This window comes from Paraburkholderia kirstenboschensis, assembly GCF_904848585.1.
Taxonomy (GTDB): domain Bacteria; phylum Pseudomonadota; class Gammaproteobacteria; order Burkholderiales; family Burkholderiaceae; genus Paraburkholderia; species Paraburkholderia kirstenboschensis.
The window spans coordinates 91,923-115,655 of record NZ_CAJHCR010000017.1 but is presented as its reverse complement, the minus strand read 5'-3'; the positions used below and the strand labels follow the sequence as shown (position 1 = coordinate 115,655).

The 23,733-nt window shown below is 59.7% G+C and carries 27 protein-coding genes and 2 pseudogenes; 15 read left to right on the top strand and 14 right to left on the bottom strand.

What is annotated here, in order from left to right:
* Positions 1-27: 27 nt before the first annotated feature.
* The 3 genes from JMY24_RS30705 (at position 28) to JMY24_RS30695 (ending at position 3,947) form a co-directional block, all read left to right on the top strand.
* Positions 28-1,167: a phytanoyl-CoA dioxygenase family protein gene (locus JMY24_RS30705; protein ID WP_201703445.1), complete on the top strand. Its 1,140-nt coding sequence runs from the start codon at positions 28-30 to the stop codon at positions 1,165-1,167.
* Entirely contained in the window at positions 1,164-3,188 is a 2,025-nt protein-coding gene (locus JMY24_RS30700; RefSeq protein WP_128597442.1) for a RiPP maturation radical SAM C-methyltransferase, read from the top strand. Before JMY24_RS30705 ends, JMY24_RS30700 begins: the two co-directional genes overlap by 4 nt.
* A gap of 225 nt (positions 3,189-3,413) precedes the next feature.
* Complete coding sequence (locus tag JMY24_RS30695) at positions 3,414-3,947, top strand: hypothetical protein (RefSeq protein WP_128597441.1); 534 nt, start codon at positions 3,414-3,416, stop codon at positions 3,945-3,947.
* Positions 3,948-4,612: 665 nt separating this feature from the next.
* Here the strand turns inward: JMY24_RS30695 and JMY24_RS30690 are convergent.
* The 5 genes and pseudogenes from JMY24_RS30690 to JMY24_RS30670 form a co-directional block, all read right to left on the bottom strand.
* Entirely contained in the window at positions 4,613-5,767 is a 1,155-nt protein-coding gene (locus JMY24_RS30690) for a hypothetical protein (protein ID WP_128597439.1), read from the bottom strand.
* A gap of 48 nt (positions 5,768-5,815) precedes the next feature.
* The gene (locus tag JMY24_RS30685; protein WP_128597438.1) at positions 5,816-6,343 is read right to left on the bottom strand and encodes a hypothetical protein; all 528 of its coding nucleotides are present in this window, start codon (positions 6,341-6,343) and stop codon (positions 5,816-5,818) included.
* Positions 6,344-6,516: 173 nt separating this feature from the next.
* Positions 6,517-7,409, bottom strand: a pseudogene (locus JMY24_RS30680) (DUF72 domain-containing protein).
* 220 nt (positions 7,410-7,629) lie between these two features.
* Positions 7,630-7,765 (bottom strand): annotated as a pseudogene (locus JMY24_RS30675) (DUF4148 domain-containing protein); the annotation flags it as partial.
* Positions 7,766-7,944: 179 nt separating this feature from the next.
* Positions 7,945-8,157 carry a hypothetical protein gene (locus JMY24_RS30670; RefSeq protein ID WP_128597437.1) on the bottom strand — a complete coding sequence of 71 codons (213 nt, stop codon included), beginning with the start codon at positions 8,155-8,157 and terminating at the stop codon, positions 7,945-7,947.
* A gap of 454 nt (positions 8,158-8,611) precedes the next feature.
* Between JMY24_RS30670 and yfcF the strand changes: the two genes are divergently transcribed.
* Together yfcF and JMY24_RS30660 are read left to right on the top strand one after the other, a co-directional pair.
* Positions 8,612-9,244: a glutathione transferase gene (gene yfcF / locus JMY24_RS30665; protein ID WP_128597436.1), complete on the top strand. Its 633-nt coding sequence runs from the start codon at positions 8,612-8,614 to the stop codon at positions 9,242-9,244.
* Between the two features lie 334 nt (positions 9,245-9,578).
* Entirely contained in the window at positions 9,579-10,043 is a 465-nt protein-coding gene (locus JMY24_RS30660) for a hypothetical protein (protein ID WP_236597585.1), read from the top strand.
* A gap of 206 nt (positions 10,044-10,249) precedes the next feature.
* Here JMY24_RS30660 and ligD read toward each other — a convergent pair whose 3' ends face one another.
* A complete protein-coding gene (gene ligD, locus JMY24_RS30655) occupies positions 10,250-12,217 on the bottom strand; it encodes a DNA ligase D (protein WP_201703468.1) in 1,968 nt (655 codons plus the stop codon).
* A gap of 1 nt (position 12,218) precedes the next feature.
* Entirely contained in the window at positions 12,219-12,515 is a 297-nt protein-coding gene (locus tag JMY24_RS30650) for a hypothetical protein (RefSeq protein WP_128597434.1), read from the bottom strand.
* A 324-nt stretch (positions 12,516-12,839) separates the two neighbouring features.
* On the opposite strand from JMY24_RS30650, the gene JMY24_RS30645 reads away from it, so the two are divergent.
* The gene (locus JMY24_RS30645) at positions 12,840-13,034 is read left to right on the top strand and encodes a YqaE/Pmp3 family membrane protein (RefSeq protein ID WP_128597433.1); all 195 of its coding nucleotides are present in this window, start codon (positions 12,840-12,842) and stop codon (positions 13,032-13,034) included.
* A gap of 34 nt (positions 13,035-13,068) precedes the next feature.
* A complete protein-coding gene (locus JMY24_RS30640; RefSeq protein ID WP_201703443.1) occupies positions 13,069-13,533 on the top strand; it encodes an HNH endonuclease in 465 nt (154 codons plus the stop codon).
* A 120-nt stretch (positions 13,534-13,653) separates the two neighbouring features.
* Here JMY24_RS30640 and JMY24_RS30635 read toward each other — a convergent pair whose 3' ends face one another.
* Positions 13,654-14,091, bottom strand: a complete 438-nt coding sequence (locus tag JMY24_RS30635; RefSeq protein WP_128597432.1) for an SET domain-containing protein — start codon at positions 14,089-14,091, stop codon at positions 13,654-13,656.
* 150 nt (positions 14,092-14,241) lie between these two features.
* On the opposite strand from JMY24_RS30635, the gene JMY24_RS30630 reads away from it, so the two are divergent.
* The 7 genes from JMY24_RS30630 to JMY24_RS30595 all read left to right on the top strand — a co-directional run bounded on the left by JMY24_RS30630 (position 14,242) and on the right by JMY24_RS30595 (position 20,354).
* Entirely contained in the window at positions 14,242-14,526 is a 285-nt protein-coding gene (locus JMY24_RS30630) for an H-NS histone family protein (RefSeq protein WP_128597431.1), read from the top strand.
* A complete protein-coding gene (locus JMY24_RS30625) occupies positions 14,523-15,071 on the top strand; it encodes a nucleoside 2-deoxyribosyltransferase (RefSeq protein WP_201703442.1) in 549 nt (182 codons plus the stop codon). The genes JMY24_RS30630 and JMY24_RS30625 overlap by 4 nt, the downstream gene beginning before the upstream one ends.
* Before the next feature lie 73 nt (positions 15,072-15,144).
* Positions 15,145-16,062 carry a tyrosine-type recombinase/integrase gene (locus tag JMY24_RS30620; protein WP_128597470.1) on the top strand — a complete coding sequence of 306 codons (918 nt, stop codon included), beginning with the start codon at positions 15,145-15,147 and terminating at the stop codon, positions 16,060-16,062.
* Positions 16,063-16,154: 92 nt separating this feature from the next.
* Entirely contained in the window at positions 16,155-16,601 is a 447-nt protein-coding gene (locus JMY24_RS30615; protein WP_236597584.1) for a hypothetical protein, read from the top strand.
* A gap of 160 nt (positions 16,602-16,761) precedes the next feature.
* On the top strand, positions 16,762-18,234 hold the full coding sequence (locus JMY24_RS30610) for a 3'-5' exonuclease (protein ID WP_128597429.1): 1,473 nt from the start codon (positions 16,762-16,764) through the stop codon (positions 18,232-18,234).
* 381 nt (positions 18,235-18,615) lie between these two features.
* Positions 18,616-18,768, top strand: a complete 153-nt coding sequence (locus JMY24_RS30605; protein WP_164853767.1) for a hypothetical protein — start codon at positions 18,616-18,618, stop codon at positions 18,766-18,768.
* A gap of 764 nt (positions 18,769-19,532) precedes the next feature.
* Positions 19,533-20,354 carry a DUF746 domain-containing protein gene (locus JMY24_RS30595; protein WP_128597427.1) on the top strand — a complete coding sequence of 274 codons (822 nt, stop codon included), beginning with the start codon at positions 19,533-19,535 and terminating at the stop codon, positions 20,352-20,354.
* Positions 20,355-20,446: 92 nt separating this feature from the next.
* Here the strand turns inward: JMY24_RS30595 and JMY24_RS30590 are convergent, their stop codons facing one another.
* The 5 genes from JMY24_RS30590 to JMY24_RS30570 form a co-directional block, all read right to left on the bottom strand.
* On the bottom strand, positions 20,447-20,725 hold the full coding sequence (locus tag JMY24_RS30590) for a hypothetical protein (protein WP_128597426.1): 279 nt from the start codon (positions 20,723-20,725) through the stop codon (positions 20,447-20,449).
* Entirely contained in the window at positions 20,722-21,204 is a 483-nt protein-coding gene (locus JMY24_RS30585; RefSeq protein WP_128597425.1) for a DUF2778 domain-containing protein, read from the bottom strand. The genes JMY24_RS30590 and JMY24_RS30585 overlap by 4 nt, the downstream gene beginning before the upstream one ends.
* A gap of 206 nt (positions 21,205-21,410) precedes the next feature.
* On the bottom strand, positions 21,411-22,076 hold the full coding sequence (locus JMY24_RS30580) for a deazapurine DNA modification protein DpdA family protein (RefSeq protein ID WP_236597583.1): 666 nt from the start codon (positions 22,074-22,076) through the stop codon (positions 21,411-21,413).
* A gap of 440 nt (positions 22,077-22,516) precedes the next feature.
* Entirely contained in the window at positions 22,517-22,900 is a 384-nt protein-coding gene (locus tag JMY24_RS30575; RefSeq protein WP_201703440.1) for a hypothetical protein, read from the bottom strand.
* A gap of 84 nt (positions 22,901-22,984) precedes the next feature.
* Positions 22,985-23,203, bottom strand: a complete 219-nt coding sequence (locus JMY24_RS30570; protein WP_128597423.1) for a hypothetical protein — start codon at positions 23,201-23,203, stop codon at positions 22,985-22,987.
* A gap of 73 nt (positions 23,204-23,276) precedes the next feature.
* Between JMY24_RS30570 and JMY24_RS30565 the strand changes: the two genes are divergently transcribed.
* Complete coding sequence (locus JMY24_RS30565) at positions 23,277-23,486, top strand: hypothetical protein (protein ID WP_164853765.1); 210 nt, start codon at positions 23,277-23,279, stop codon at positions 23,484-23,486.
* A 14-nt stretch (positions 23,487-23,500) separates the two neighbouring features.
* Here JMY24_RS30565 and JMY24_RS30560 read toward each other — a convergent pair whose 3' ends face one another.
* The gene (locus tag JMY24_RS30560) at positions 23,501-23,686 is read right to left on the bottom strand and encodes a hypothetical protein (protein ID WP_128597421.1); all 186 of its coding nucleotides are present in this window, start codon (positions 23,684-23,686) and stop codon (positions 23,501-23,503) included.
* Positions 23,687-23,733 lie beyond the last annotated feature (47 nt).

Here is a 23,733-nt window from a genome sequence, read left to right as displayed (position 1 = left end):
GCGAAGAACCGCCCAAGGGCTTACTCAATGGACGAAGAAGAGCTCCTTGAATTAAAACGACTTCGCGCAGAGGTGCGGACGCTGCACGCGCAGCTATACGCGAGAGAGCTCGACGAACGGTTGGCTGAACGCGATAGGGAGTATCAACGCAGGCTGGGGTTGCTGGAGACTGCTGCGGCAGCTGTCGCACCGGAAGACGAACGCACTCATGCACAGGTACTCAAGGTACTGGAACTGGTCAAGGCGACCATTGCGCAGGTGCACTCCCAAGGCTATGCCATTGTGCCGGGGCTGCTCGACCAAGCGCAAATTGGACGCGTACGCGACGCTATGGCGTCACAGTTTGCCGCGTCGCGACGCATGTTCGTTGCGAACGACCCTTCGGGACCACGTCTCACGGTCCATGTCCATAATGTCTTGGCCAAGTCGCGCGCAGCGGACGAAGTGGCGGTCCACCCGCTGCTGCGCATGATAGTCCAAGGCATTCTCGGTCGCGACTTCATTCTTAACGCTGGAGCCGTCGCAATGTCGCCAGATCCGGGATGCAGCGCGCAACGACTGCATCGTGACGACGGCTTTTACCCTGAACCTCCGCGGCCGCGTCTGCCGCTTGTAGTCACGGCCGCCATCGCCCTTGACGACTTCACGATCGCTAATGGTGCCACGCAAGTCGTTCCAGGCAGCTGTTGCTGGCCTGCGTCGAGGCGCCCCGAGGCCGCGGAGGTGATTCAGTGCGAGATGCCTGCAGGGTCGGTGTTGTTGTGGGACGGTGCTGTCTTTCACGGCGGCGGCGCAAATGTCACCAAGGACGAAAGCCGGCGCACCTTGACTTTCAACTACTGCCGAGGTTGGCTGCGGACCCAGTACAACCAATTCCTGTCTATTCCTCGTACAGAGGTTCTGTCGATGCCACCAGAACTGCAGAGTGATCTTGGCTATGGTATGAGTGCGTTTGGACTTGGCGCGTGCGATAACCAGCCCCCCCTGGCCTATTTGCGGAAGCTCATTTCGAGCGGCGGCGATGGATCTCAGTCGATACTCGGTCAAGAGTCGGACAGCCAGCCAGAGCGAAGAGCCGGCGGGTACGAAGACAGTTCCTGCCCATCATCCACCGCGCAAACGACTTGTGCGTCGGTTGTCAAACTATCCCGCGATGACACGCTATGAATGCCATTTCAACCGAGGAGGGCGAAAAGCCGTGCAGCGATATCTTGCTGGCTAGTTTGCCCTTCGGCGTTCTCCACAGCCCGTCTCTGGCACTTGCAATTTTGCAAGCTCGGCTCGGTGCAGCAGGGTTCAGTGCTACCTGTCGACACTTCGCGCTGGACTATGCCTCCATCGTTGGACGCGATCTATATATCAGGATCGCAGCAGGATTTCCTCGAACAACCGACCTGCTTGGCGAGTGGATTTTTAGCCACGCGCTGTCCCCCAAGACCTTGGCACAACAGAAGAGATACCTCGCACGTACATTTGGGGGCCCTGAGTTCGAGTTGGTCAAGGCCAACGATGCATCGGCCGCCGGATACGGCGAAACAAGAGGAACGCAACTACTGGAGCGGATCCTTTGGCTAGCCGATTCTGCCAAGGACTTTGTTGATCACGCTGCGCGCGAGATCTTGAAATATGCGCCCAAGGTCGTCGGCTTAACCTCTGTCTTTCAACAGAACATGGCGAGCTTGGCGGTTGCCGCAAGGCTTAGACAATTGGACGCCTCGGTCAAGATCATCTTGGGCGGGGCGAACTGCGAGGGTTCTATGGGCCGGGAGTTGGCGCGGTGCTTCCCGTTCGTCGATCTCATTGTCTCAGGCGAAGCAGATCTGCTCATCGTCCCGCTCGTGCAGTGTCTGCTGGCCGGCGAAGATCCTCACCAGAGCCCGCGTGTACGCCCCTACATTGAGCCGGTGCCCGGAGGCGGCTCGTTCATGCAGACGAAGATGGTGGCTGACCTCAACGACTACCCAACGCCGTCTTTCGATGACTACTTTGGCGATCTTCGCCGCTTGTGGGGCGACAGGCATACGACTATGGTCCAGTTGCCATTAGAGACGTCCAGGGGCTGTTGGTGGGGAATGAAAAATCATTGCACCTTTTGCGGCCTTAACGGTGCCACCATGACATTCCGGAGCAGACGACCTGCTGACGCCCTGCAGGAGATAGTCTCAATTGCGGCAAAGTATCCCGAAGCGAAGATCTCCTTCGTGGACAACATCATGGACTATAAGTATTTCGACCTGTTGCTGCCGCATCTCGCGCAGCTTGGGAGCAGTCTTGATTTGTTCTACGAAATCAAGAGCAATGTGAGCAAGCCTCAGCTGAAGGCGCTCAAAGACGCTGGCGTAAGGCACGTTCAGCCAGGAATCGAGAGCCTCAGCGACCAAGTGCTTCGAATCATGAAGAAAGGGGTCAGCGCGGTCCAGAACATTCAGCTTCTGAAGTGGTGCGCCGAGTTCGGGGTCAAGGTTGATTGGAATCTTTTGTGGGGATTCCCACGAGAGGATCCGGATGAATATCGCTCGATGGCCTCCCTCATCCCGCTGCTATGCCACCTGCAGCCGCCGGCCAGAGGCTCTGAGATCAGGCTGGACCGATTCAGTCCAAACTTCACCCAAGCCTCCCAGTTGGGGTTCTTCAATCTCCGGCCGTATCCGGCCTACTTCGACGTCTACGAACGGCAGTCGCAACAGGCAGTGTTTAACCTGTCCTATTTCTTTCAGGCGGACAGCGCAATCGATGAGAAGGCGATTGAAGCGTACACGCGCGATCTCCTGGGCGCAATCCAAAATTGGAGAGCCTGCCACTCGACGTGCTCCTTCACATACCTCGAACTGGGCGGCCGTGTCCTATTGTTTGACGCGCGATCCATGCTCAATGTAAGTCGAGTTAAGGAGCTCGATGCGCTGCAGTCCAAGGTCTTCCTACTGTGCGACACGGCGCGCTCACACGCCTCGATTTGCCGGGAACTGCCAGACGTGTCGTCGGACGACATCGCAAGGACGCTCCAGCGCTTTTGCGAGGAGGCAACAATGTGGTTCGATGGCCACCGGTATCTTTCGTTGGCCATCTCGTTCACCACTTTCCTGGAATCAAGAGGAACACGCGACGTCGAAAGCGCGATCAACATTCTACTGTCAAAGGCGGCCACGAACTTGTCTGACGCCTCCAAGCGCACGGGGCTACGACGTTAGAAATCTCCTGCTCAAATCATGGGTAACGCTGGAACGGCGGTTTTGTGAGGGCACCGGACGTCAGAGCGTCTTATTGGGCGCCACACTAAGCGGCGGCTAATGGCCGCGTTGAGGCAATACCACTGGCAATTTGATCCCCCGAATCCGGCCAATGGCTGGCGGCGGACACGTGAACACTGCATCGGCTGACGCCGGGCAGGAGCTGGCAGCGAGCCACGTGACACCATGGACATGAACGCGCGTATCTTGCCCTTCCCGCCCATTTCCTATGGACATCCGGTGGCCAACGTTTTTTCCGTCAAATCAGGGCGTTCTAGGCATGTCCATAGCACCCTCGTTCTGGGGTACTGCGCCTATACGGGCTGCGCTGAGCAGGAACTTGGTCCACGGGCCTTTGCGTTCGTCAGACTGGCATATGTGACCGCAGGATTGAGCCGTCGCGAATACAAGCGTGCTCCGCTCGGCGCCGAATTGGAAAGGGCCTGCGCAAACATTTCCATGCTCCTTCGCGACCGACCACCAGGAACCACTGCCGACATTACCGGGGATAGCGTGCTGTACTGGGACGGCGTTAGGTTGAACGGTGCGCACCTCTCTACGGACGAGCCGGGGCGCGTCGTGGATCCGTTCGAGCCTGAGGACCTTCTGCCGCAATTGAGGGAGAACGTTGCAGCTTGGATAATGCGCCCTGCTTTCACTTTTCGGCCGTCGCTGCTCGAGTGGCTCGACGACGCGCGTGCGCAGGAGCCATCGCGGTGAGATTCGTTCTGCGGCTGCGGGCTCGAACAACGGGGGAGGGAAAGTGGACTGGCTATGGACTTGGGGTGGCAAGAGCTTCGGCTATCGGGACGGGGACGACCTGTGGGCGCGCGATGGCCGTAACGTTGGGCGCTTCCTGGGGGACGAGGTGTTCGCCGCGGACGGCACATACTTGGGCGAGATGATGGGCACTAGCCGACTGATTACTTGCGAAGCGAAAATGGGCAGGAGGACAACCGGCTTTCATCCGCAAGACCGTCGGATAGTCCATACCGCCTGTCCTGACTACAGCGCCTACCCGATGGACGCGGGTTACCAGGATTTTCCGGCACCCGACGCGCTTGCATGAACGGCGACGAACTCATTTGTGAACTCGCGGCGTCGACCCGTCAGCTACATTCGAGCTTCGGGTCGCAAATGTCCGCTGATCGCAGTTGAACGGACAGTCACGTTCGCAAGGCACGTGGGTTGTTACGGACACTCACCAATGCAAGACATCGTCAATGGCGTCGCCCTTGCCGGCGCAACCACTGCGTCCCGGGCCAGCCCCCGTATTTAGGCAAGCGCGTTCGAACGGGTCAGCAGCTTGATCGGCTGGTATTGTTTTTCATTACCAGCCGAATACATGTTGATTGTCGAGCAACCAAGGTGTTTCGCCTCTGCAGTCATTGCGGTGCCACGCCCAAGTCTTCAATGAATCTTCTGCTTCTCGGGTTGAGCAAAGGGGTCACCTCATGAAAGGCGTTGGCAATCTTCTGTATGTAGGAGGCAGCGTTCGGGTCATGGATCGCTTGAAGCAATCCGATAGCACGTAATGCGGCGCGCCTTCCTTCTCGAGCGAGGCGGTCTCGGAAAAGGATATGATCCGGCGACCCTGGGACGAGCGTGGTCTCGGCGACGAGATCGATGGCCTCGAGACGAATCGTTTCCAGCTCCTTATCTCCGAGCAACCCAAAGTTTTCTTTGATTGACTCCGTCAAAGCATTCAGAAGCTGGATCATCCTCAGCACGCCGGGCGGATGCTCCCTCCCATAGGCCGCCTCCCAATCAATACGACGCGGCTTGATTACCGAAAGCGCCATGAGTGCACCAACGCTCATTACGAAAGCAATAATCCACTGATAGGAAGCTCGTTCCTGGGCTGAATACTCTCGCACGTCCCAATGTCGAGACAGCCATCCAATCATCGCAACCCGTGCGACCATCACCCCGTAACGATCCGCCTGAAATTCGAGAGCCTGTTTAGTCAATTTCGAATCAACATTCGGAGTTGAATTCTGATCGGATACCTCTGCATGTGCACCATTTCGAAAGTATCCGTCGTGACCGAGAACGTGATGCCCAGCCTCGTGTCCGACGAAGAACGAAACCGCCGCAAAATACAAAAATGACGCCACGGGTGTATCGAGCCCGGTTAGCGTATCAACCTTCTGGATGCTCCTGAGCAATTCTGTCTCGAGTATCCATGACTGCTCGGACGCGAGCTTTTCCGCTACCTGATTTGCCTTTGACTGCAGGGCGAGTAAAAGCCCATCACTCAAAACAATCCAGTCGCTTTTCGAGGATCCCCAAACAGCAAGAGCGTTCGCCACACTAGACGGAGAAATTAGCAACATCAATCGCTCCGGATTTTTATCGTAATCGCGACGAGCAATTTTCAGTCCCCACTTCGCCAACTCATGTGCATGTTCAATACGAGGCGACACGATTTGTGAGCATAAGTCAACGGTCTTAAACGTGGTAAGCACCGCCTGTTTTAAGAGAGTGTCAGTAAGGGCAACATCAAGGGCACTGTCAGGCCTTTGGTCATTTGGCGTCATGTTTTTGTTCGTTTCTGACTAAAAAAGAGCTTCAAGCGAACGGTTCCCCTAGTCGACGATTCTGCGAGTCGTGATCTGCATCCGGCTAGACATTACCGGCTTTCCATAGGTCATAAACGTGGGTAGCGTGGGGATCGTTGTCCCTTCGTGATTATTGAACTGATTGAAATCCAGCACGATGATCGTCTGCGTGGGAAGGCGAGACGTGACCGCTATCTCCAACTGCTTTCGAACAAGTGCAAAACGGTTTTGCGGAACGCAGATCGTGGCTCCTATTAAGTCTGCACGGTTGTACTCGTTGGCACCATGAAATTGGATCATCGCGTGAACCTTCCCCGGGGCTGCGCGCACGGCTTGGTAGAGACCAGAGCCAGCGGGGTCAAGACTGGCATCGGACGACGCAGGCGTGCGAATCGACCAGCTAGCAACCGCGTTTTTGAGCCGCGACGGGATCGGCGTGCTTAACTCGTGCTCAAAAATAAAACTTGAAGCATCGCCGTACACATACTCGGCACCGTCGGAATCAAGTCCAAACCCTATCGAATGGTTGTCGTCCACTTGGAATGACCACGACATATTCGCGCTCTCCTGTTACTGTGCGTTAATAATACTATGCAGATAACATTCTGCTCCAAAGCCGGAAAGGCTGATTGTGCGACGTGATAGATGGGCGAAGTAACTTCACCGCCTTGCATCGCATAGCATATATTGATCAGCTACGGTTACATTGGAAGGAAGTATGCTTACCCCTACGGTCGCTCGCTGAGCAGCAGGGTCATCATTCCCGCGTTGCGCTGTGCGACGTCCCTATAGCAGTTGTTGAACAGGACGTGCGTGCGTCCGACGTTCTTCGCAATCGCCTGGATGTCCGGCGCGAGCGAGCGCAATTCGTCCTCCGAGTACTCATAGTTGAAGCGATCGGCGGCCGATTCGGCGCCCGACCACGTGTCTGCATTGCGGCCGTGCAGCCGTACGATCGCGAGTTCCGGAGAGGTCGCCTCCCAAACGGTGTGTGCGCGTTTTGACACTCCCTCCGGCGCATCGACAATGACGTGCACAATGCCGCGTTCCCGCTCCATTGCGAGCGTCGACTCCCGGTGCTTTTCGCCCAACCAGCTCTCATGCCTGAACTCAAATGCGGTGAGGAACGGATGCATGCGCTCCGCACAGTGTTCAACGTGCTCCCTGGCTTTCGGTACCGCGGTGATCCAGTGAGGAAACTGAAAAAGCACCGAGCCTAGCTTGCCGGCCACATGTAACGGCTGCAGCGCCTCAAAAAAGCGGGCCCACAGTTCATCCAGCACCGCTTGCGGGATGTCCTTGTATAGAGGTTCTTCTTGCCGGTGCTTGGAAGGGCTGCCTGAAGATCTTTCGGAAAAAATCGCGGCTCGGTCTGGTGGCCGGTGAACAGCCGGAAGGCCTTCACGTCAAAGACGAACCCAGGGGGTGTGCGCTCAACCCATAGGGCACTGTTGGTCGCGCTCGGCATCGCGTAGTACGAGGAATCGACTTCGACCAGGGGGAACACGCTTGCGTAATACCGCAGACGAGCTTCTGCGCTATTGCAGCCGGGAGGATAAAAGGCGCCCGACTCGACCAGCGTCTTGTCTGTCCACGAAGCAGTGCCTACCAAGATCGACATGCCAGTCTCCGTTGAGATCAGGGCAATCATTCTGCCACCGGCTATGCATCAGATGCAGAGCGCGGAACCGTCGGCTCATACGTGCCCGCGAGCTTCCTGGGGGAGCGCGTCGCTATTCGCCGCGTTATGGGCTTTTCCGCCCATGTCAGGCGGCAGATCGGGTTCCCGGGCTTGGCCCCCTGACCGTCAGGACATTCACGCCCGTCAACCCGACTGCGACCTGACATTCGGTCTGAAACCAGTAGTCCACGAGGCGCTGTGCCGCTTGCAGGTCATCGGGGTAATACGGATCGTCATACCAGGGCGACGGATCGTAGCCGGCTTTTCTGAGCGCGGCCCAGTTCACTCTGATGCTGCGGACCGCGCAGCCGAGCAGAAAGGTCGAAGCGAACATTGCCGCCACGACTGTCCATCGTCTGGTCATATCGCCGCCCTCCCGGCAACGCCGAACCTGGCTACGCGCCCGCACCGATCAACGGCCTGCCGCGCTGCACCGTTCCCTCAACGCGGGCCATCCGGGCGTTCCATAGCCTCGCTAATTGTCGCCGCTGCCAAGCTCGCTGTGCTTATGCGAATGCGTCGCGCCGTGGACCAGTTCATAGTGCGCGCCCTTGCCCGAGCGGGTCGGCGGAAAATGCTCCCCTTCGACACAGGTGACCTCGAATTCCGGGCCGCCTCCACCCTCCTTCACTACCTTGTAAATCCCGGATGTCTTAACGGTCTCGCCGGGTTTATGCTGGTCTGCCATAGGTCCTCCTTGTTTCACGAATTAACGACGCTGGGGCAAATAATGGGCCTGTCGGCGAGTATGCGTACTGCTAGCCTGCTGTCGCCCGCTCCCGACGCGAAGCGCACTCAGCCACGGAATGCCTATCGAGGAGACGGGCAGGGTCGACGAGGCGATGAAGGCGTATGCGCGTCGCTTTCTATCGGCCCGGCCAACGAAGAAGCGTTGCGCCAGCTTCCGCTTTTGCGCGAGCAGAAGGGCGCCCCCCGAGGCGTCGTCCGACATCCGGGCGCGCGAAGCGCTACATTGTCTGAACGAGCATCTCATACGGCGCCCCGGACGGGGCGCGTCCGATCAGGCATTAACCGGGCCAAAATCGGCCGTTCGACATCACGCCTCAGATCGCTGACAATGCCCATTCCTCTTCAGGCTCCTTCCATCGAGCTGCTCAACAAGCGGTCACCAAGGATGTGTCATGCTTGAGCCACCGCTTCGTCTATATGCTGATGCGCAGTTCGCAAGCCCGTACGCGATGTCTGTGTTCGTAGCGCTTCGGGAGAAGCAACTAACATTCGATCTGCTTGCGGTTGACCTTGGACGCGGCGCTAATCGTGAACAGAGTTACGCCGTCGAATCGCTGACTCAGCGCGTACCCACGTTAGTACATGGCGATTTTGCGCTATCCGAGTCATCGGCAATCACTGAGTATCTTGACGATACTTTCCCCGAAACCCCCGTTTATCCCCCTGACCGACATCTCCGGGCTCGGGCGCGCCAACTCCAGGCGTGGCTCAGAAGCGATCTGTTGCCGATTCGTCAGGAGCGCTCCACGGAGGTTGTGTTCTACAAAAAGGAGGCTCCGGCTCTTACAGCCGCAGCGGAGTTGGCAGTGCAAAAGCTGTACTTCGCAGCCGACAGGCTTCTCTCCCAGGATGCATCCCACCTCTTGGGCGATTGGTGTATCGCCGACACGGACTTGGCGCTGATGCTAAATCGCCTCGTCATGAATGGCGACGACGTTCCCGCGAAGTTGGCATCGTATGCAGCGCGTCAATGGGACCGGGAGTCCGTGCAGCAGTGGGCCAAGCTGGGCAGGCCTCCGCTCTGAACGCCGACACGAAGCCATATCTTGCCTGCGGGACGGCAGCCGGCCAGGAGCGGCCACTCGACGCGGGCCTCTCAACCGTTGACAATCCCTATCATTGACATTTGCGACAGCCACACTTGGAAGAGACCATCGAGAATCCCGGGTTGTCGAGCGCCATAACAAAGGACCAGAATTGAGGCTGCGTACACTGTTTGTCGCAACGGCATCGATCGCTTGCTGCGGATGTTTGCATTCACCAGCGAGCTATCCAGGCGCAGGTGGCAAGAACCTCGAACCTGCGTCGTACGCATCAAGCGTATGTCCAGATCTCAGCGGAAAATATGAGGGACGTGGGTTGCTGGTGGACGGCGATGCTGTTGCCCGGCAGGCTCAGCAGAGCCTGCGTATCGACTATGCCTTTCCTTTCAGAGGCGCTCTTGAGGTTGCTGAGCTTCACGCAGCGGAAACGGGCAGATACCCTCAGTCCGGAGCAATCGCCTGGAACGACCGGAGGGCGACTGTGACGCTTGCCTTTCCTACTGGACAACCTGTCGAGTACATCTCTTCGATGGAGGACAAAGGCCGATTCGTGTGCACGGGCCGAAACGGAAAGATTGCATGGGGTGGCGCCAGTGGGACGGGGCGCTCCGAGTTCGGCCCGAACAGTACAGACTCGTCGGCCGCGCTTTACCTCGACGAGCATGGCGACCTGATGGTTGAGGAACACATGCAAGTTCACATGAATATGCTGTTTGGTGCAATCCCAACGGGAACGGCAAAGCATTACGCGCTCTATCGATTCAAACGCATATCGGACTGACCGGCGCAATTTGCGGCTACTACTTCAACTGATTGTCAGATGGAAACGCAAGAATTTCTTGCGTTCGTTTGTCTCGTGAATGTCTGCTTCGGAGCAGATCGAAAGTCCACCTCGGGTCGGAGCCTGCCTATCGCGATGGCATGTCCACTTCATGATGGTTGCGTCCCGGTCGCCGCGCGTCCGCCGTTCGCCGCGGCCAAGCGTACTCAAGCCAGACCCACTGCGCGCCGCATGGCTGCCGTGATGCCCTGCCGCGTCTGCCAGTAGCCCTGCCACGGGTCTTTTTTCAGCGATCTCTGACGCTCGACGGTTTTAGTCATTGTCCACTCATCGCCGCGGCTAATTTCCCGAAGTTCGTCCCAGGAGACAGGCATTGAGACACCCATGCCGGGGCGGGCGCGCACGGAGAAGGCGGCAACTGTGCTCGCCCCACGGCTGTTGCGCAAATAGTCGATAAAAATTTTTCCGACGCGATTCTTAGGGCCGAGCACTGCCGAAAATCGCTGCGGCACGACGTGCGCGATATGCTTCGCAACCCCGTGGGCGAACGCCTTGGTTTCGCTCCATCCCTGTCGGCGAGTGAGAGGCACAACGATGTGAAAGCCTTTGCCGCCGCTCGTCTTAAGAAAGGAGTGCAGGCCGATCTCGTCGAGCACGACCTTCATCAAACTGGCGGCTTCCAGCATCGCGGTCCATGGCAGCGCAGGGTCCGGATCGAGATCGAAGATGATGCGATCGGGATGCTCGAGGTCCGGCGCGACGGCGTTCCACGTGTGGATCTCGATAACGCTCATCTGTGCCAAGCCAACGAGCGCCTGTTCGCTGCCCGCGACCAGTAACGGAGGGTGACGTGGATGCAACTCGGGAGGCAGTTCGACGACACCCGGAATGCGGGCTCTCTCACTGTGCTTCTGGAAAAAAAGCTCGCCCTTGATTCCTTCCGGGGCGCGAACGAGGGCGAGCGGACGGTTATGCAGATACGGCAGCGCCCACTCAGCGATGGCTGAGTAGTACTCGACCAGTTCCCTCTTTGTGTGGCCGGTGACTTCGTCCAGAACACGCTGCGGATTGGTGATCCGGATGCCGCCGATCTTCACTGCGCCCTTGGCGCCCGCCACTTCCCGTGTAGAGCCGGCGTCAGCTTCCACTGGCTCGTCGCACTCTACGGTCACCATCGGCTCTTCGCTGACTGCGGACCCGGGCTTGTCGTCGCGCACAGCATGGAAGACGGGGTGACGCACTTCGCCGCCCGGCGTCCATTCGAGAAACGAGCATTCAACGACGATCGACGGATCGAGCCACAGATAATCCCGTTCCTTCTCGGGCTTCGGCGGGTTGTAGAAGGCAGTGGCCTCGCGGCGCACGGAGTCTGCTCTCGTCAGGAAGGCGGACGCGGCGCGGGATGAAAAGTACGGCCTCACGCTGCCCGCGTAACGCAATGAACCGTCCTTTTCATGCACGCCAAGCAGCAGCGATTGCACTCCCGCCCGCGCGCCCTTCGCCCGCGTGAAGCCGCCTACAACGAACTCCTGCCTGGCCTGGCACTTGAGTTTGATCCAGTCCGTCGAGCGACCGGAACGGTAAGGCGCGTCCGCCCTCTTGCCGATGATGCCCTCAAGCTTCATCTTGCATGCGGAGGCGACAAGAGACACGGGGTCCTGCGGAAAGTCTTCCGAAAAGCGTATCGCGTCGGATGTCGCCTGCTCCATCAGTTCGCGCAGGAGCGCGCGGCGGGAACGCAATGGCTGCTCACGCAGATCGACACCATTCAACCAGAGGATGTCAAATACGAACATGACAATGTCGGCCGTGCTGCGCCGGTCGAAGGCATTCTGCAGCGCGTTGAAATCGGGGCGGCCGCCCGAGTCGAGTACGACCGCCTCCCCGTCAAGCCAGGCGTCGTCAACCTGTAGGGCGTTGCAGGCATCGGCTATCCGCGGCATGCGCGCAGTCCAGTCGTGTCCGTTGCGGGTAAAAATCTGGGTGATACCGCGTTCAATACGCGTCATCACGCGATAGCCGTCGAATTTTATTTCGTAGGACCAGTCGCCGCCTTTCGGGGCGCGGTCTACGAGTGTGGCTAGCTGGGGCGAAATCAGCAGCGGCAGCGCGCCCTCTTCCGATTGCAACGGACTGGCAACTGCTTTTCCACGCCCGCGACTCCAGCGCCCCATTTCACGCACCGGCCTCGTGCGGCGGAGCATCTCTCAGCCAGAGCTCAACCTCCGGGCTGGCGCTGAACACGGGCCGTGCAAGCCAGTTTTCGAAGGTTGGCCGCCAGTCTTCCCAGACATAATCGTCAATGTCGAACTCCTCCTCTACCGCTCCGGTCCCACGCTCGCAAAGGAAGGCGAAGACGACGGAGTGCCCGTTCCAGTACGCCACCATGCAATCGCTGAGCTCCGCAGTAACGCCACGCGGCATATCGCGAAGCATCATCGCAAGCTGACGAACAAAGTCCTGATGAGTCATGGAATCTCTCCCTTCTCCGGCCAGGGCGGTCGTTGGCGGAATTGTGCGAGGCCCGGCCGTCGCAGTGGTTCCAGCACATTCCATACCGTCGCCGGCGTTTGTCTACGCTCTCCAAAGCAGCGGACATGGCCCCGCCAGGGAAGCCGGCCAGCTAAAGCGCCTCCCTGCGACACCCGTCCCGCCGTCGACGAACTCAAGGTTTCGCGGGACGCGGCCGATAACACGAAACGCCAGGCCTTTTGATACTCACCGCTACCGGAGCATCTTCGTCTCACGACCGGCGTCGGTGCTTTCTGAGAAAACCTCAATCAACAAAGGACAAAAATGCGTTTATTGCTCGCCCTGATTTTCCCATGGCTTCAGTTCTTCACGATCGGGCGGTCGTTCGCGGGAATAGTCTGCCTGCTGCTTCAGATTACGCTGATCGGCTGGATTCCTGCCGCAATCTGGTCCGTCTACGCACTGAGCCAGTACAAGACCGATCAGAAGATCGAGCGCGCCCTGGCGAGCCGCGGATGAGCATCTACGTTGACTGATTAAGGCCCGACAAATCATGTCAGCGGTTGCGGTCTTCGATCTGAACGGCGCCGCGGTGGCGAACTGTTCCTTATCGCGGGCGATTGCGCTGCTCGAGAAGGGGGCAGCCGAAGTCATCCGCATGGAGCCGATGGCGATCAGACTTCTGCGGCCGGCGGGAAACGGTACTTTACCGTCCGCGCCGCGATCCCGAGATACCGCGAACCCGAGCCAGAAGAAGCGGGCGGCACGCCTGAAGAGCTTGCGAGCGCGCGACGGGGACAACTGCTTTTACTGCGGCGTTGCGCTTGGAACTGGCGACGTGACGTTGGAACATCTTTTGTCAGAAAAGGACGGCGGCTCCTGGCGACTCGCCAACCTGGTGCTGGCTCACAAAAGTTGCAATGAGCTTGCCGCAGACTTACCGGTTGTAGCCAAGGTCCTACTTCGTGAACGCCTGCACGCGCGAAGGATCGCTACGCTTTCGAACGAAAAGCCATAGGAAAGCGCTTCCTGGATGCATCGCCGCGTAGAGCAAAGCGTTCAGCGCGGGTGACCGTTGAATATCGGACGGACCGACTGTCGCCGTTACAAGGCACGCAGCCGGAACGCTACCGCTGCGTCATCTGCGGCCGAGCATGGTTCCGCGACAACGACGGTGACCGCAACGGCATGCGTACTGCGCTCGTACCGATGCCGAAGCGCGGCCTTCTGTCGTCAGTCCATAGCTGATAAACAGTTCCTCGCCGGCCCTGATATTCGCGAGTGCGTGTATGAGTACTCTCCCCTCGGATTCGACGGCTTCACAGTTCGCGACGCACGCATGGTTGATCCATCGTGCGCTGTTGCCGCCGATCGAGCCGTCGATGACCCGACCGTCGGCAAGCCCGAACAGGAACGTATGTCCCTCAGTGCCGAATTTCGCATGGCGGGTTACCGCGCGTTTCCAGCTCATAACCGTACCGGTGTACTCGATGATGAGTTCACCTGCGCTAAGCGGCTGCAACGCAAAGACGCCGCGACCATGAACGCTCGAGCGACGGACAGAAATTCTTTTCATCGATAGTCGTTATTGCAAATGTGAAGTTGAGCCGCCGCTGGCGAGGACCGGAGCGAACATCACATCTCCGCCTGCGAGTCAGGGATGGGCACTTGACAGCGATTCGGGCCTGGTAGAATCGTCCATCATCCACAACGGAAATTCAAGACGATGGCACGATACAAGGAACTGCTCGCGGAAAAAGAAAAGCTTGAAAAACTCATCGCAGAGGCACGACAGCACGAAGCTGCGTCCGCGCTCGAAAAGGTCCGCGAGACTGTGGCGGAGTTCGGCTTTACGCCTGACCAGGTGTTTGGCAAGCGGCGCAAGGACGCGGGACGCCCGGTGGCCGCAAAGTACCGAGACCCCGAGACTGGCGAAACGTGGAGCGGGCGCGGGCGGGCGCCGCGATGGATCAAGGATCAGGACCTCGCACGCTTTCGCATCCCCGAATGACTGCGGCACACGACGGCGCCGGAAAGGCGCGGATCTATCTCGCGGGTTTCGACGTGTTTCGCCCCGACGCACTGGAATACGGTCGCTCGCTGCAGCGACTTTGCACCAGCCTGGGATTCGAGGGGCTTTATCCGCTCGACGCGATCGCGCCGGCGAACCTGTCGCCTCAAGACAAGGCCGCGTGGATCTATCGTGCCAACGCGGCCGCCATTCGCCGCGCCGATATGGTGATGGCCAATGTGGCTGACTTTCGTGGCGTTGGCGAGCCGGATAGTGGCACTGCATTCGAGATCGGGTTTGCGGCTGCGCTTGGGAAGCCCATTTGGGCTTACCGGGAGGATGTCACGGAGTTGCGCGAGCGCGTGCCGTGCATTGCGACCGCGCTCGGCGATGTTTGCGAGCGCGGCTATCTGGTCGAGGACTTCGGGCTTTCCCTCAACCTGATGCTCGCGTGCGCTGCAAAGATCGTCCCGGGCGGTCCGCTTGCGTGCCTGCGTGCGATCTGCGACGCCTATGGGGGCGGCACGGTACCCCCCTCTTCCTAGAGGCAGGATGGCGGATCGGAGATTCGCCAGGTGTAGGGATGACGCCAGTTCAGTATATAAGGTGATCAATGCCATGAACGAGTCGCACCTGTGGAATGCCGAGCCGCACTCCGCCTATCTCCACTGGCAGACGACAGAGGCGGCCGGCGCAGACCGCCGCCGGTTCTCCCAACGCTCGATCGTGCAGCACAAGGCGATGTTCGACCGGTTCCTACGCCATCTGCTCACCCGCGGCGTGGCACTCGCGACGTTTGGGCCCGAGCACCTTGAGTCATTCTTTGGCGACGTCGAAAACCGCTGCGCGCCGGGCACGACCACACGCCTGCGCTACGTCAAGCTGATCGATCGACTATGTCGCCACCTCGTCGACGTCGGTCTGCGTGAGAGCAATCCGGCGGCACCCTTCGCACTCTCGGCCGCCTGGCCAGAGGATGAGCCCGAGCCGCTCTTTCTCGATCCGGCCGCCGACGCGGCGCTGCAAACCTTCGTGCAACCCGACGCCGGCGACGATGCCCGCCTGTGCCGCAACCGCGCTGTCGTAGCGCTGCTGCTGGGGGCGGGCCTCACTGCGGCCGAAGTCCGCGGCACGCGATGGCGCGACGTCGTCGTCGAAGGGGTACGGCCGCAGGTATCCGTTCCAAAGCGAGGGACACGCCTCGAGAGGACTGTGGCCCTTCCCGCCTTCTCGACGCCTGCGCTTGCGGCATGGCAACGGCTTCATCCGTCGCCCGACGGCACGCTTCTTTTCCCCGCGCCGCGCACAGGTGACAAGCCCATCAACGACGTCCTCCTCGGTGCGGTCGTGCGTGAAGCGCTGGACGCGATCGGCTTTGCTGCGCCGGACATGAGCCCGCGTGTGTTGCGCAATACCTTCGCGCGTCGTCAGTTGCTGTCTGGCCGCACCAACGAACAGACGAGCGCAATGCTGGGCCTGGCCAGTCATCGCACCGTTATCCGCATCCGCGACACCATCAGCGCCCAGACGACTTGACTTCGCTTCCAACTCCGTAGGCTGGTCTTGCCGGTTCGTCTGTGCCGGCACAAGCTTGTTCGGAGTGCTAAATGCAATACAAAACATCATTCATGGACATGACCTATCCCGATGAAACGGGCCGACCATGCGCCCTTCAGTTCCGCATTGCGCTTACCGCAACAACTGAGCGTCTGGCGATTGTCCATCTGCTTGAGACGAAGGCCGAGTACCAGGGTCCGATGGAGTCATCCATCGTCCGGGACCAGATCCTGAATCGCATTCTGGATACTCACCTGCGCGGTGTTCCGTTGAACGCCATCCGGCTCGTCGTCGAGAGCGGCGAAGAGTCGTCGCTGTTTCCAATCGATTTCGACGTTGGGGACTACATCAAGCGTGGCAATCCATACGAGGCGACGCATGTCACAACGGGTCGCGGTCTGTTCCGGGAACGTGTCGCGATCCGGTCTGAGTCGGTTGTCGCCGGACGGACCCGCGTACAGACCAGCCACGCCGAGCCCGTTGCCGTGCCGCGCGACATAGCTAACGCGCTGCGATAGGCGTGTGACACGGTCGGCCGGTTCACGAGCCCGAAAGGCGGTGCTGTTACGCCGTCTTTCGACGGGGCGTGCACCTGCGCGACCGGTCAGAATGTCCTGGAGTTCGTGTGTCCCGCAACCCGCATCACAGCCCTTCGCCGCCCACATCATTCGAGAGCGCATGAAAACAATCAAGCCGACGAACGAACAGCTCGACACGCTCGAGACGGTCACCTCCGGCGCTACGGTAAAAGTCAAAGCGTACGCCGGCGCCGGCAAGACCTCGACGCTCGGGATGATCGCCGAACGGTTCAGCACGAAGCGTGGCCAGTACCTCGCCTTCAATAAGGACATTGCGGCCGAAGCCAGGCGGAAGTTTCCGCGCAACGTCATGTGTCAGACGGTCCATTCGGTCGCCTTCCGGGCCACCGACAAGGCGCTGACCGCGCGGCTGAATCTTCCAAAGGAGCCGCCTCACCTTCTCGCTGCCAGGTACGGGCTCGGCCCCGTCCGCGTTCCGACGATTATTGGCAAAAACGTCGAGCTATCCGCCTTCCAGCTCGGCCGCCTCGTTGCAGATGGCGCTGCACGCTTTTGCCGGTCCGCGCAGGACGAGCCAGAGGCGTGGCACATTCCAGTCGACGAGATGATCACCGAGCAGTCGGCCGACGAGTTGCGCGCGATGCTTTTGCCCTTCGTGGTACGACACTGGAACGAGAGCATCGACCCGCAGGGAAAGATCGCCATCACCCCAGACACGTATCTGAAGACGTGGGAGCGGTCGCGCCCGCAGATCGGCGCCGATTTCATCCTGTTCGATGAAGCGCAGGACAGCGACGGTCTGATGCTGTCGGTCCTGCGTCGTCAGGGCCAGGCCCAGATCATCTATGTGGGCGACCCCTATCAGCAGATCTACGAGTGGCGCGGTGCGGTCAACGCCATGGAATACATCAAGGCACGGGAGTGCGCGCTCACTGAGTCGTTCCGTTTCGGACCGCACTTTGCCGCGCTTGCTTCACGCGTGCTGAACCTCCTGGGCGAGCGCGTACCGGTTCGCGGCCAGGCCAACATTTCATCTACCTTCTTCGAGGAGCATGAACCCACCCGGAGCTTCGACGCGATCCTCTGCCGCAAGAACGTGACTGTCATTGGGACGCTGGCAAACGGCCTGCAGAACGGACACAAGGTCGCCGTGCGGGCGAACGTGGAGGAGATCCTTGCATTCGCCGACGGCGCGGACCGCCTGATGCGGGGTCAGCGGACGTTCAGCCCTGCTTCACTCGCACTGTTCGAAACGTGGCGCGACGTTCAGCAATACGCAGCGACTCACGCTGGCCGTGATCTCCTCCCCGTTGTCCAGCTTATCGATCGTGAAGGCACCGCCTATCTGCGCGACCTCCTGTCCCGCGCTTCGCCGGAAGCGGAGGCGGATTATGTGGTCTCAACGATTCACCGCGCCAAAGGTCTTGAATGGGACCGGGTGAAGGTCTGCGGCGACTTCAGGTTCAAGACGGAAGACGATGGACGCACTACGATGGCCGACGAAGAGAAGCGCTTGCTGTACGTGGGCCTTACACGCGCCCGGAATGAAATGGACGTATCAGAGTTGCGCAACGATCTACTTAAAGTTTTCACGGATGCGGCCGAAAGCTGATAAGACTGTCCAGACAATGCAAGGAACAAAGATGAATGAGGTACGGGACGAGGCGAAAGCACCGAGGAACACGAAGCTGCGCTGGACGACACACCAGATACGCTCACAGATGCCATCGTTTATCTGCGGCTCGTCTGCGGCGCCAGGCGCCATCACACAGAAGCCGGCAGAGCCATCGTCCTTCTCGTTGAGCGTTACGAAGCAGTTTGCGTCGCCAGGGACGGAGACACGCCCGCCATACGGAAGCACGCAAGAGTTTCCGTCTACCAGTACATAGCGAACAAAACAAACCTGTCCTACGACACTATTAAGCTTTATGCCCGATGCTACGAGAAATTTGGCGATAGTGGGGACGCCGTCGAATATCTATCGCTGAGCGATATGCAACTGCTGTTGCCGGAAAGCGTGGACGATGACCTCATCGCACACATCGTCGAAGCGAGGAAACTCGATCCCGACCTACGTCGGCAAGAAATCATGAATATGATGCGTGAATACCGCGCGGGGCGTTGTTTGACTGTAGGAAAGTCCTGACGCTCAAGGTTTCTCACGACGCCGATCCGGACCAACCGGGGCGATAAACGTCCGTTTTTGAAGCTCGACGCCCTCTGGCCAGACGTGCACCTCTATATCTCCTAGAATTACCGCTTATTGCAGATCGCCCAACGAGATGGCAGGCCTACCGAAAGAACAATCTTCCCGGCGCTCGGGACGCTCCGTTCGCCCCCAGGTTTTCTTCGATGCGCACGAGCCAATCACGCACGGCAAAGCGCGGGAGTACGGCGACACAGAAAATCCCGCCCTTACCGCCTTCGTCGGTAGCCTCTGGGCGGAGCTCCATTCGGCTGACGCGACTCCGGTGCCGCGTTGCCCGCATTGCGCTGGCGCCCGTGGCCGCCTGCACCAGCGGGCGAATGAGTATCATGCAGTGCCCTATTTTCGGTGCGCCGATTGCCGTCGTCTGTACACACGACTGACGGGCAGCCCCATTGCCCGCCTCCGGTTCGCGAAGAAAATGCCCGAGTTCTTCCGGCTTCTGTCCCAGCCGGTGCCGCTCGAGGAGGTATCACGGCGTCTGGGCGTCGAATACGGCGCCGTCTCGAACTGGTTGATGCGCTTCCGGCAACTCATCGCGTTGCACGCACGATCCCGACGTCCATTGGACGCCGCTTGTCAGGCTCGGCCTGAGATACCGCCCGCACGGCGAGTGTCCGAAATGCGGCCATGATGGGCAACTGAACAACGGAGGGTTCAGCGCCGACGACAAACGTCGGGCGAAGTGTCCGTCGTGCGCTTACGTGTGGCCGCTGGACGCGGCAACGACCGGCGGTGACATACCCGTCATCGTGGCCAATGATCTGGCGCTTAACGCGGCCGAGCGCCGCCGACGCGCTGGACTCGACGCCCCGGATCTGCCGCGTGTCGAATCCGCTTCCGTCAGAACGCAGCCCCGCAAGGCGCCGGTGCCGGTGCCAACGCCGCTTCTCTCGGCCCTCGATGCAGAGCGGTTCGATTTCGGCGGCCCGCTGCGTCACACCAGTCCTCTTCCGCGACGCCACGTCGAGGACAAGGAACTGACGCGTTTTCTGAAAAGCCACGTCGACCGGACCCTCTCCGACAATGTCGAACCGCCGCCGTGCCCGCATTGCGGCAGCGACAACACTCGACTTGCCTCTACGAAGCGCGCGCGCTCGCCTCTGCCCCAATTCCAGTGCCGTGTGTGCGCAAGGTTGTATTCGCGTGCGACCCGTACGCCGCTGGCCAAGATGCTGCGCAAGGACATCCTGTATGCGTTCCTGCCTCTGCTTTCGCAGCATCGGCCGCTCGCTCATGCCGCAGAAGAACTCGGGACGACGCCTGAAATAGTAAAGGCCTGGGTCCGGCGATTCCGCGAGTGGCTGTTGCTCCTGGATCCGACCGGCAACTTTGAGCGGCGCGTGCGGCTTGGACTTAAAGCTCCGCGGCCGCTGATGGACTGCCCGCACTGCCTGAAGCAGGTCGAGGCGCGACCGCACGGTTTCAAACGGACAAGGAAGCGGACGGCGGCCGAACTCAAGCGGCGCCTGTTCCGTTGCACCGGATGCAACGGATTCTTCGACATCAGCATCGACGCCCTTTAAGTCTACGGAGCGCAGGTCCGGCAGGCACAGCCGCCGTCGTCCGTTCGGGCGCAGATGACACGCAACATACTCACCGGAACACGGCGGAGCGCTTACCGCGCTGCCTGGCGCTGTCTTTGCCTCTGGATAAGGACCGATGCAATCCAGACCAGGAGCGCCGCAGTGATGAAGCTGACGGCAAGCAGCACGCAGAGCACTACGCTTTCTTCGCCTTCGGTGCCAACGGCGCCGAACATACGAAATAACGGCGTGAGCACCGTCCATACGGCGTCGCTTCCGACCCAGCGCGCGAGTGGGTCAATACGCGAAAGACCGATGAACACGAGTGGGGTGAGCAGGACCGCAAGGCCCACGCGCAAAAGACCTTTCATCGCACGTCCACCGTTCCGTAGTAGGGGATATCCGTGCCGGGGATCACCGCTGACGGTTGTGACAGGAGGTAGGCGCTCAGACGGTCAAACTGCGCCTGCGATGGGAGCGTTATACAGCCGTCGCTGATACCCCAGCGGCCGTTCGGATGCAGCCGGAAATTGCCGCGCTTCACGCCGTTCACGAAAGTCCAATCATCGATCTTGCCGTCGGCACTGTACAGCGCGAACCAACTCGCCCGATTGCTGTTTGACCACATATCCAGGGCGAGGTCGCGCACGCGCCCAAGCCGCCCACCCGTCTCGCGCTTGATGATGTAATAGCGGCCCTTCGGGATCGGACCGGCGCCGACGACAGCAGTGTCTGCAGGGTTATCGACGTGATTCTTGTTGCCGGAGAAAGCGGCTACTCCGCCAAAACCGCTGCATAGGAGCGTCGAGACCTTCAATCCGTTGAGTGCAAATGTGCATTGTGCTGGCATACCAGACCTTCGAATCTGTGATTGCCGTAAGGTATGACAAATCGCCACTGTTGCGCAATTGCCGAGGCGTAGTCGCTCCGGGAATATGCCGCGTGCATTGATAACCCGCTCTCTGCAAACGGGGCTATGGGACGCTGCCCGTCTCAGACGAAAAAAAGCCCGCAGTTCCAGAGGAACCCGCGGGCTGATCACAATACTATCGGGGCCTAGCCGTTGAACGAGAGGCGAAACTGATCGCCGCTCCGAGGAGCGACCCGGCGCGACGCATTGCTCATCCAACGATCCATCTCGGCCGCCCGGTGAGCAATTGTATTGGGCGTTCCCGCCTGCCGCGCTTTCACGCGGGCCGCAAAGTCCGGTGCCATGGAATCCACGCTTGCCACCCAGTCATACATCTTGACGCGCTCCAGGGCTTGCCCTTTTACGCCGAACAGGTGAAGTTTGGAACCGGCCGGCAGGTGCGCTTCGAGGCCTTCAAGGATGGCGAACAGCCCGTGCCGGCGATCGGTCAGGTGCCGCCGACAGACCGAACCCAGACCGATAAGAACCGGCGCCGCAATCCACGGCACCCACCGCTCCCACATTTGGAGCAACAGGTCGATGCTTAGTCGGTAATCGTCAACTTTCCAACCCTGTGCAACGGGTACCGGAATCCGGACAGTGTTCTGCACAACTTCGGCGCTACAACTTGCCGCCAGCTGATCCTGCCAGGCATAAACGACCCGCAGCATCGCTTCGAGCAACGTCGCCGTTGCGTTCACCCGATAGTCGACTGCATCCTGGTCCGCTGCGAGCTCAGGTTCACAGCACATGTCCGGCTGGGCGACCCAGGCTGCCCCTGAACAGGATGCCAGTTCGACGAACTGCTCCATAGTCCAGGGATACGCCCGCGATTCCGCTTTGTCGACCCTTTGCCTGGAAAAGCTTCATCGCTGAGAAACCCGCGCTATCCAGGGCGAAGTCAATCTCTGTAAGATCGGTCGCTCGCGGGATACGAAAGCGGCCTGTCTTTCGGTTCCACAAGGCAGACGCCGACACCATCGCCGGGTACCCCTCGTTGAAAGCATGAAAGGCGAGCCGACCGCCGCTATGAGGGATGCCCACTCGAACGAGCAGCCCGTCATCTACATGAGCGTTTTTCTGCAGCACCGGCATGCCGGGCACGCGTGGGCCTCGAGTCATTTGCCACTCCAATGGAAAATGCGGAGCAGCCCTCGCGGGCGTGCCCCGCAAGGGATAGGGAAAAAAGTACAACGGCTACGCAGCGATCACGCCCGTACGGGAGCGTGATCCCGTAGGGTATAGATGCTGGCTAGGACGACTCCAAGACCCGGATATGCTTCATCCAGGTGACGCCTGACGGAAAACGCCTGATGAATGCAAGCAGACCTGCGTCGTCGTGATTGCGCGCCTCGACAAATGTCTCGTTAAGAATCGCGGCTTGGAGGTAGAACAGAAACGCGAGCGCTCCGGTGCCATGTTCTTCGGCTACGGTGCCAAGGGTCTCAACTTCATCCAGAAGCTCACGGACGAAATTTGAAGACAGGCTCGCGCGATGCATCGTAACGATGGCCGCCATCGCCAGATCCGCGGCGACACCCAGGTTGTTCTCCGGAACGTCATCGGTTGCGATTGCGCCAGAATCGGCGAGACACCGCATCACGTCGTCAAAAAAATCAGTGCAAGAGTAAGTCATTTGGCCTGCTCCATAAGAAGATTGCTGGGCAGGCTCCCCGTCCGGGGGCTTGCCCCGGCGGGTGAGTAAAAGATGCGTCAGACGTTAGGTCGGCACACAGTCGCCGTGACGCGAATCGCGTCGCGTGCCCGTGGACACGGCTACATTCAGTCGCCGGTCGAACGGCGACTGGCTTGCGCCAGGTGCGCGTGTCGCTTTGCCTGCAGTTGCGGACAAAGCGGCCGCCGACTGCTGCTCCCAGAACAGGCATGCGATGGCAAGCAACGCGCCAATTGCAGCCGCGGTAGTGATCTGTTTCTTCATGAAGGCTCTCCATGCGAAAGGCCCCGACACTCTTTCGAGGTCGAGGCCTTGCGGATCAGGAACAGGTTTTCGGATGCGCGACTGGAAAAACCAGCACGCGACCATCGTTGCAAAGAATGAAGTCGCCCGGCTCACCTCGCGGCTGCTGGATGACACTCGTCGATACGTGCCTCGACGGCTGAGGCTGGGCCTGCGGTTGAATCGTGCAGGCACACAGCGTCGAACTGCCTGCTACCAGAAGCAGCATCATCAGGTTATTTTGCATGGAATGAACCCGGTATGAAAAAGGAAAGCCGCTTACGCGGCCCGCGATTCGAGAGGGATGCTGGCGTGGTGCGTTACCCACTTGCCGCCGACGAGAACGTCACGCAGGAGCGTGCCGTTCAGGACGTAGGTGTGGACAGTGCCCGTGCGCGGCATCGCAGGCCGAACGGAGACGGTGACCGCTCCGGTTCGTGCGTACATGTCGTGCTTGTGTTTCATGGCGTTCCTCGTTGAAAAAAAGGCGAGGGAACGCCCCTGTGGGGAGC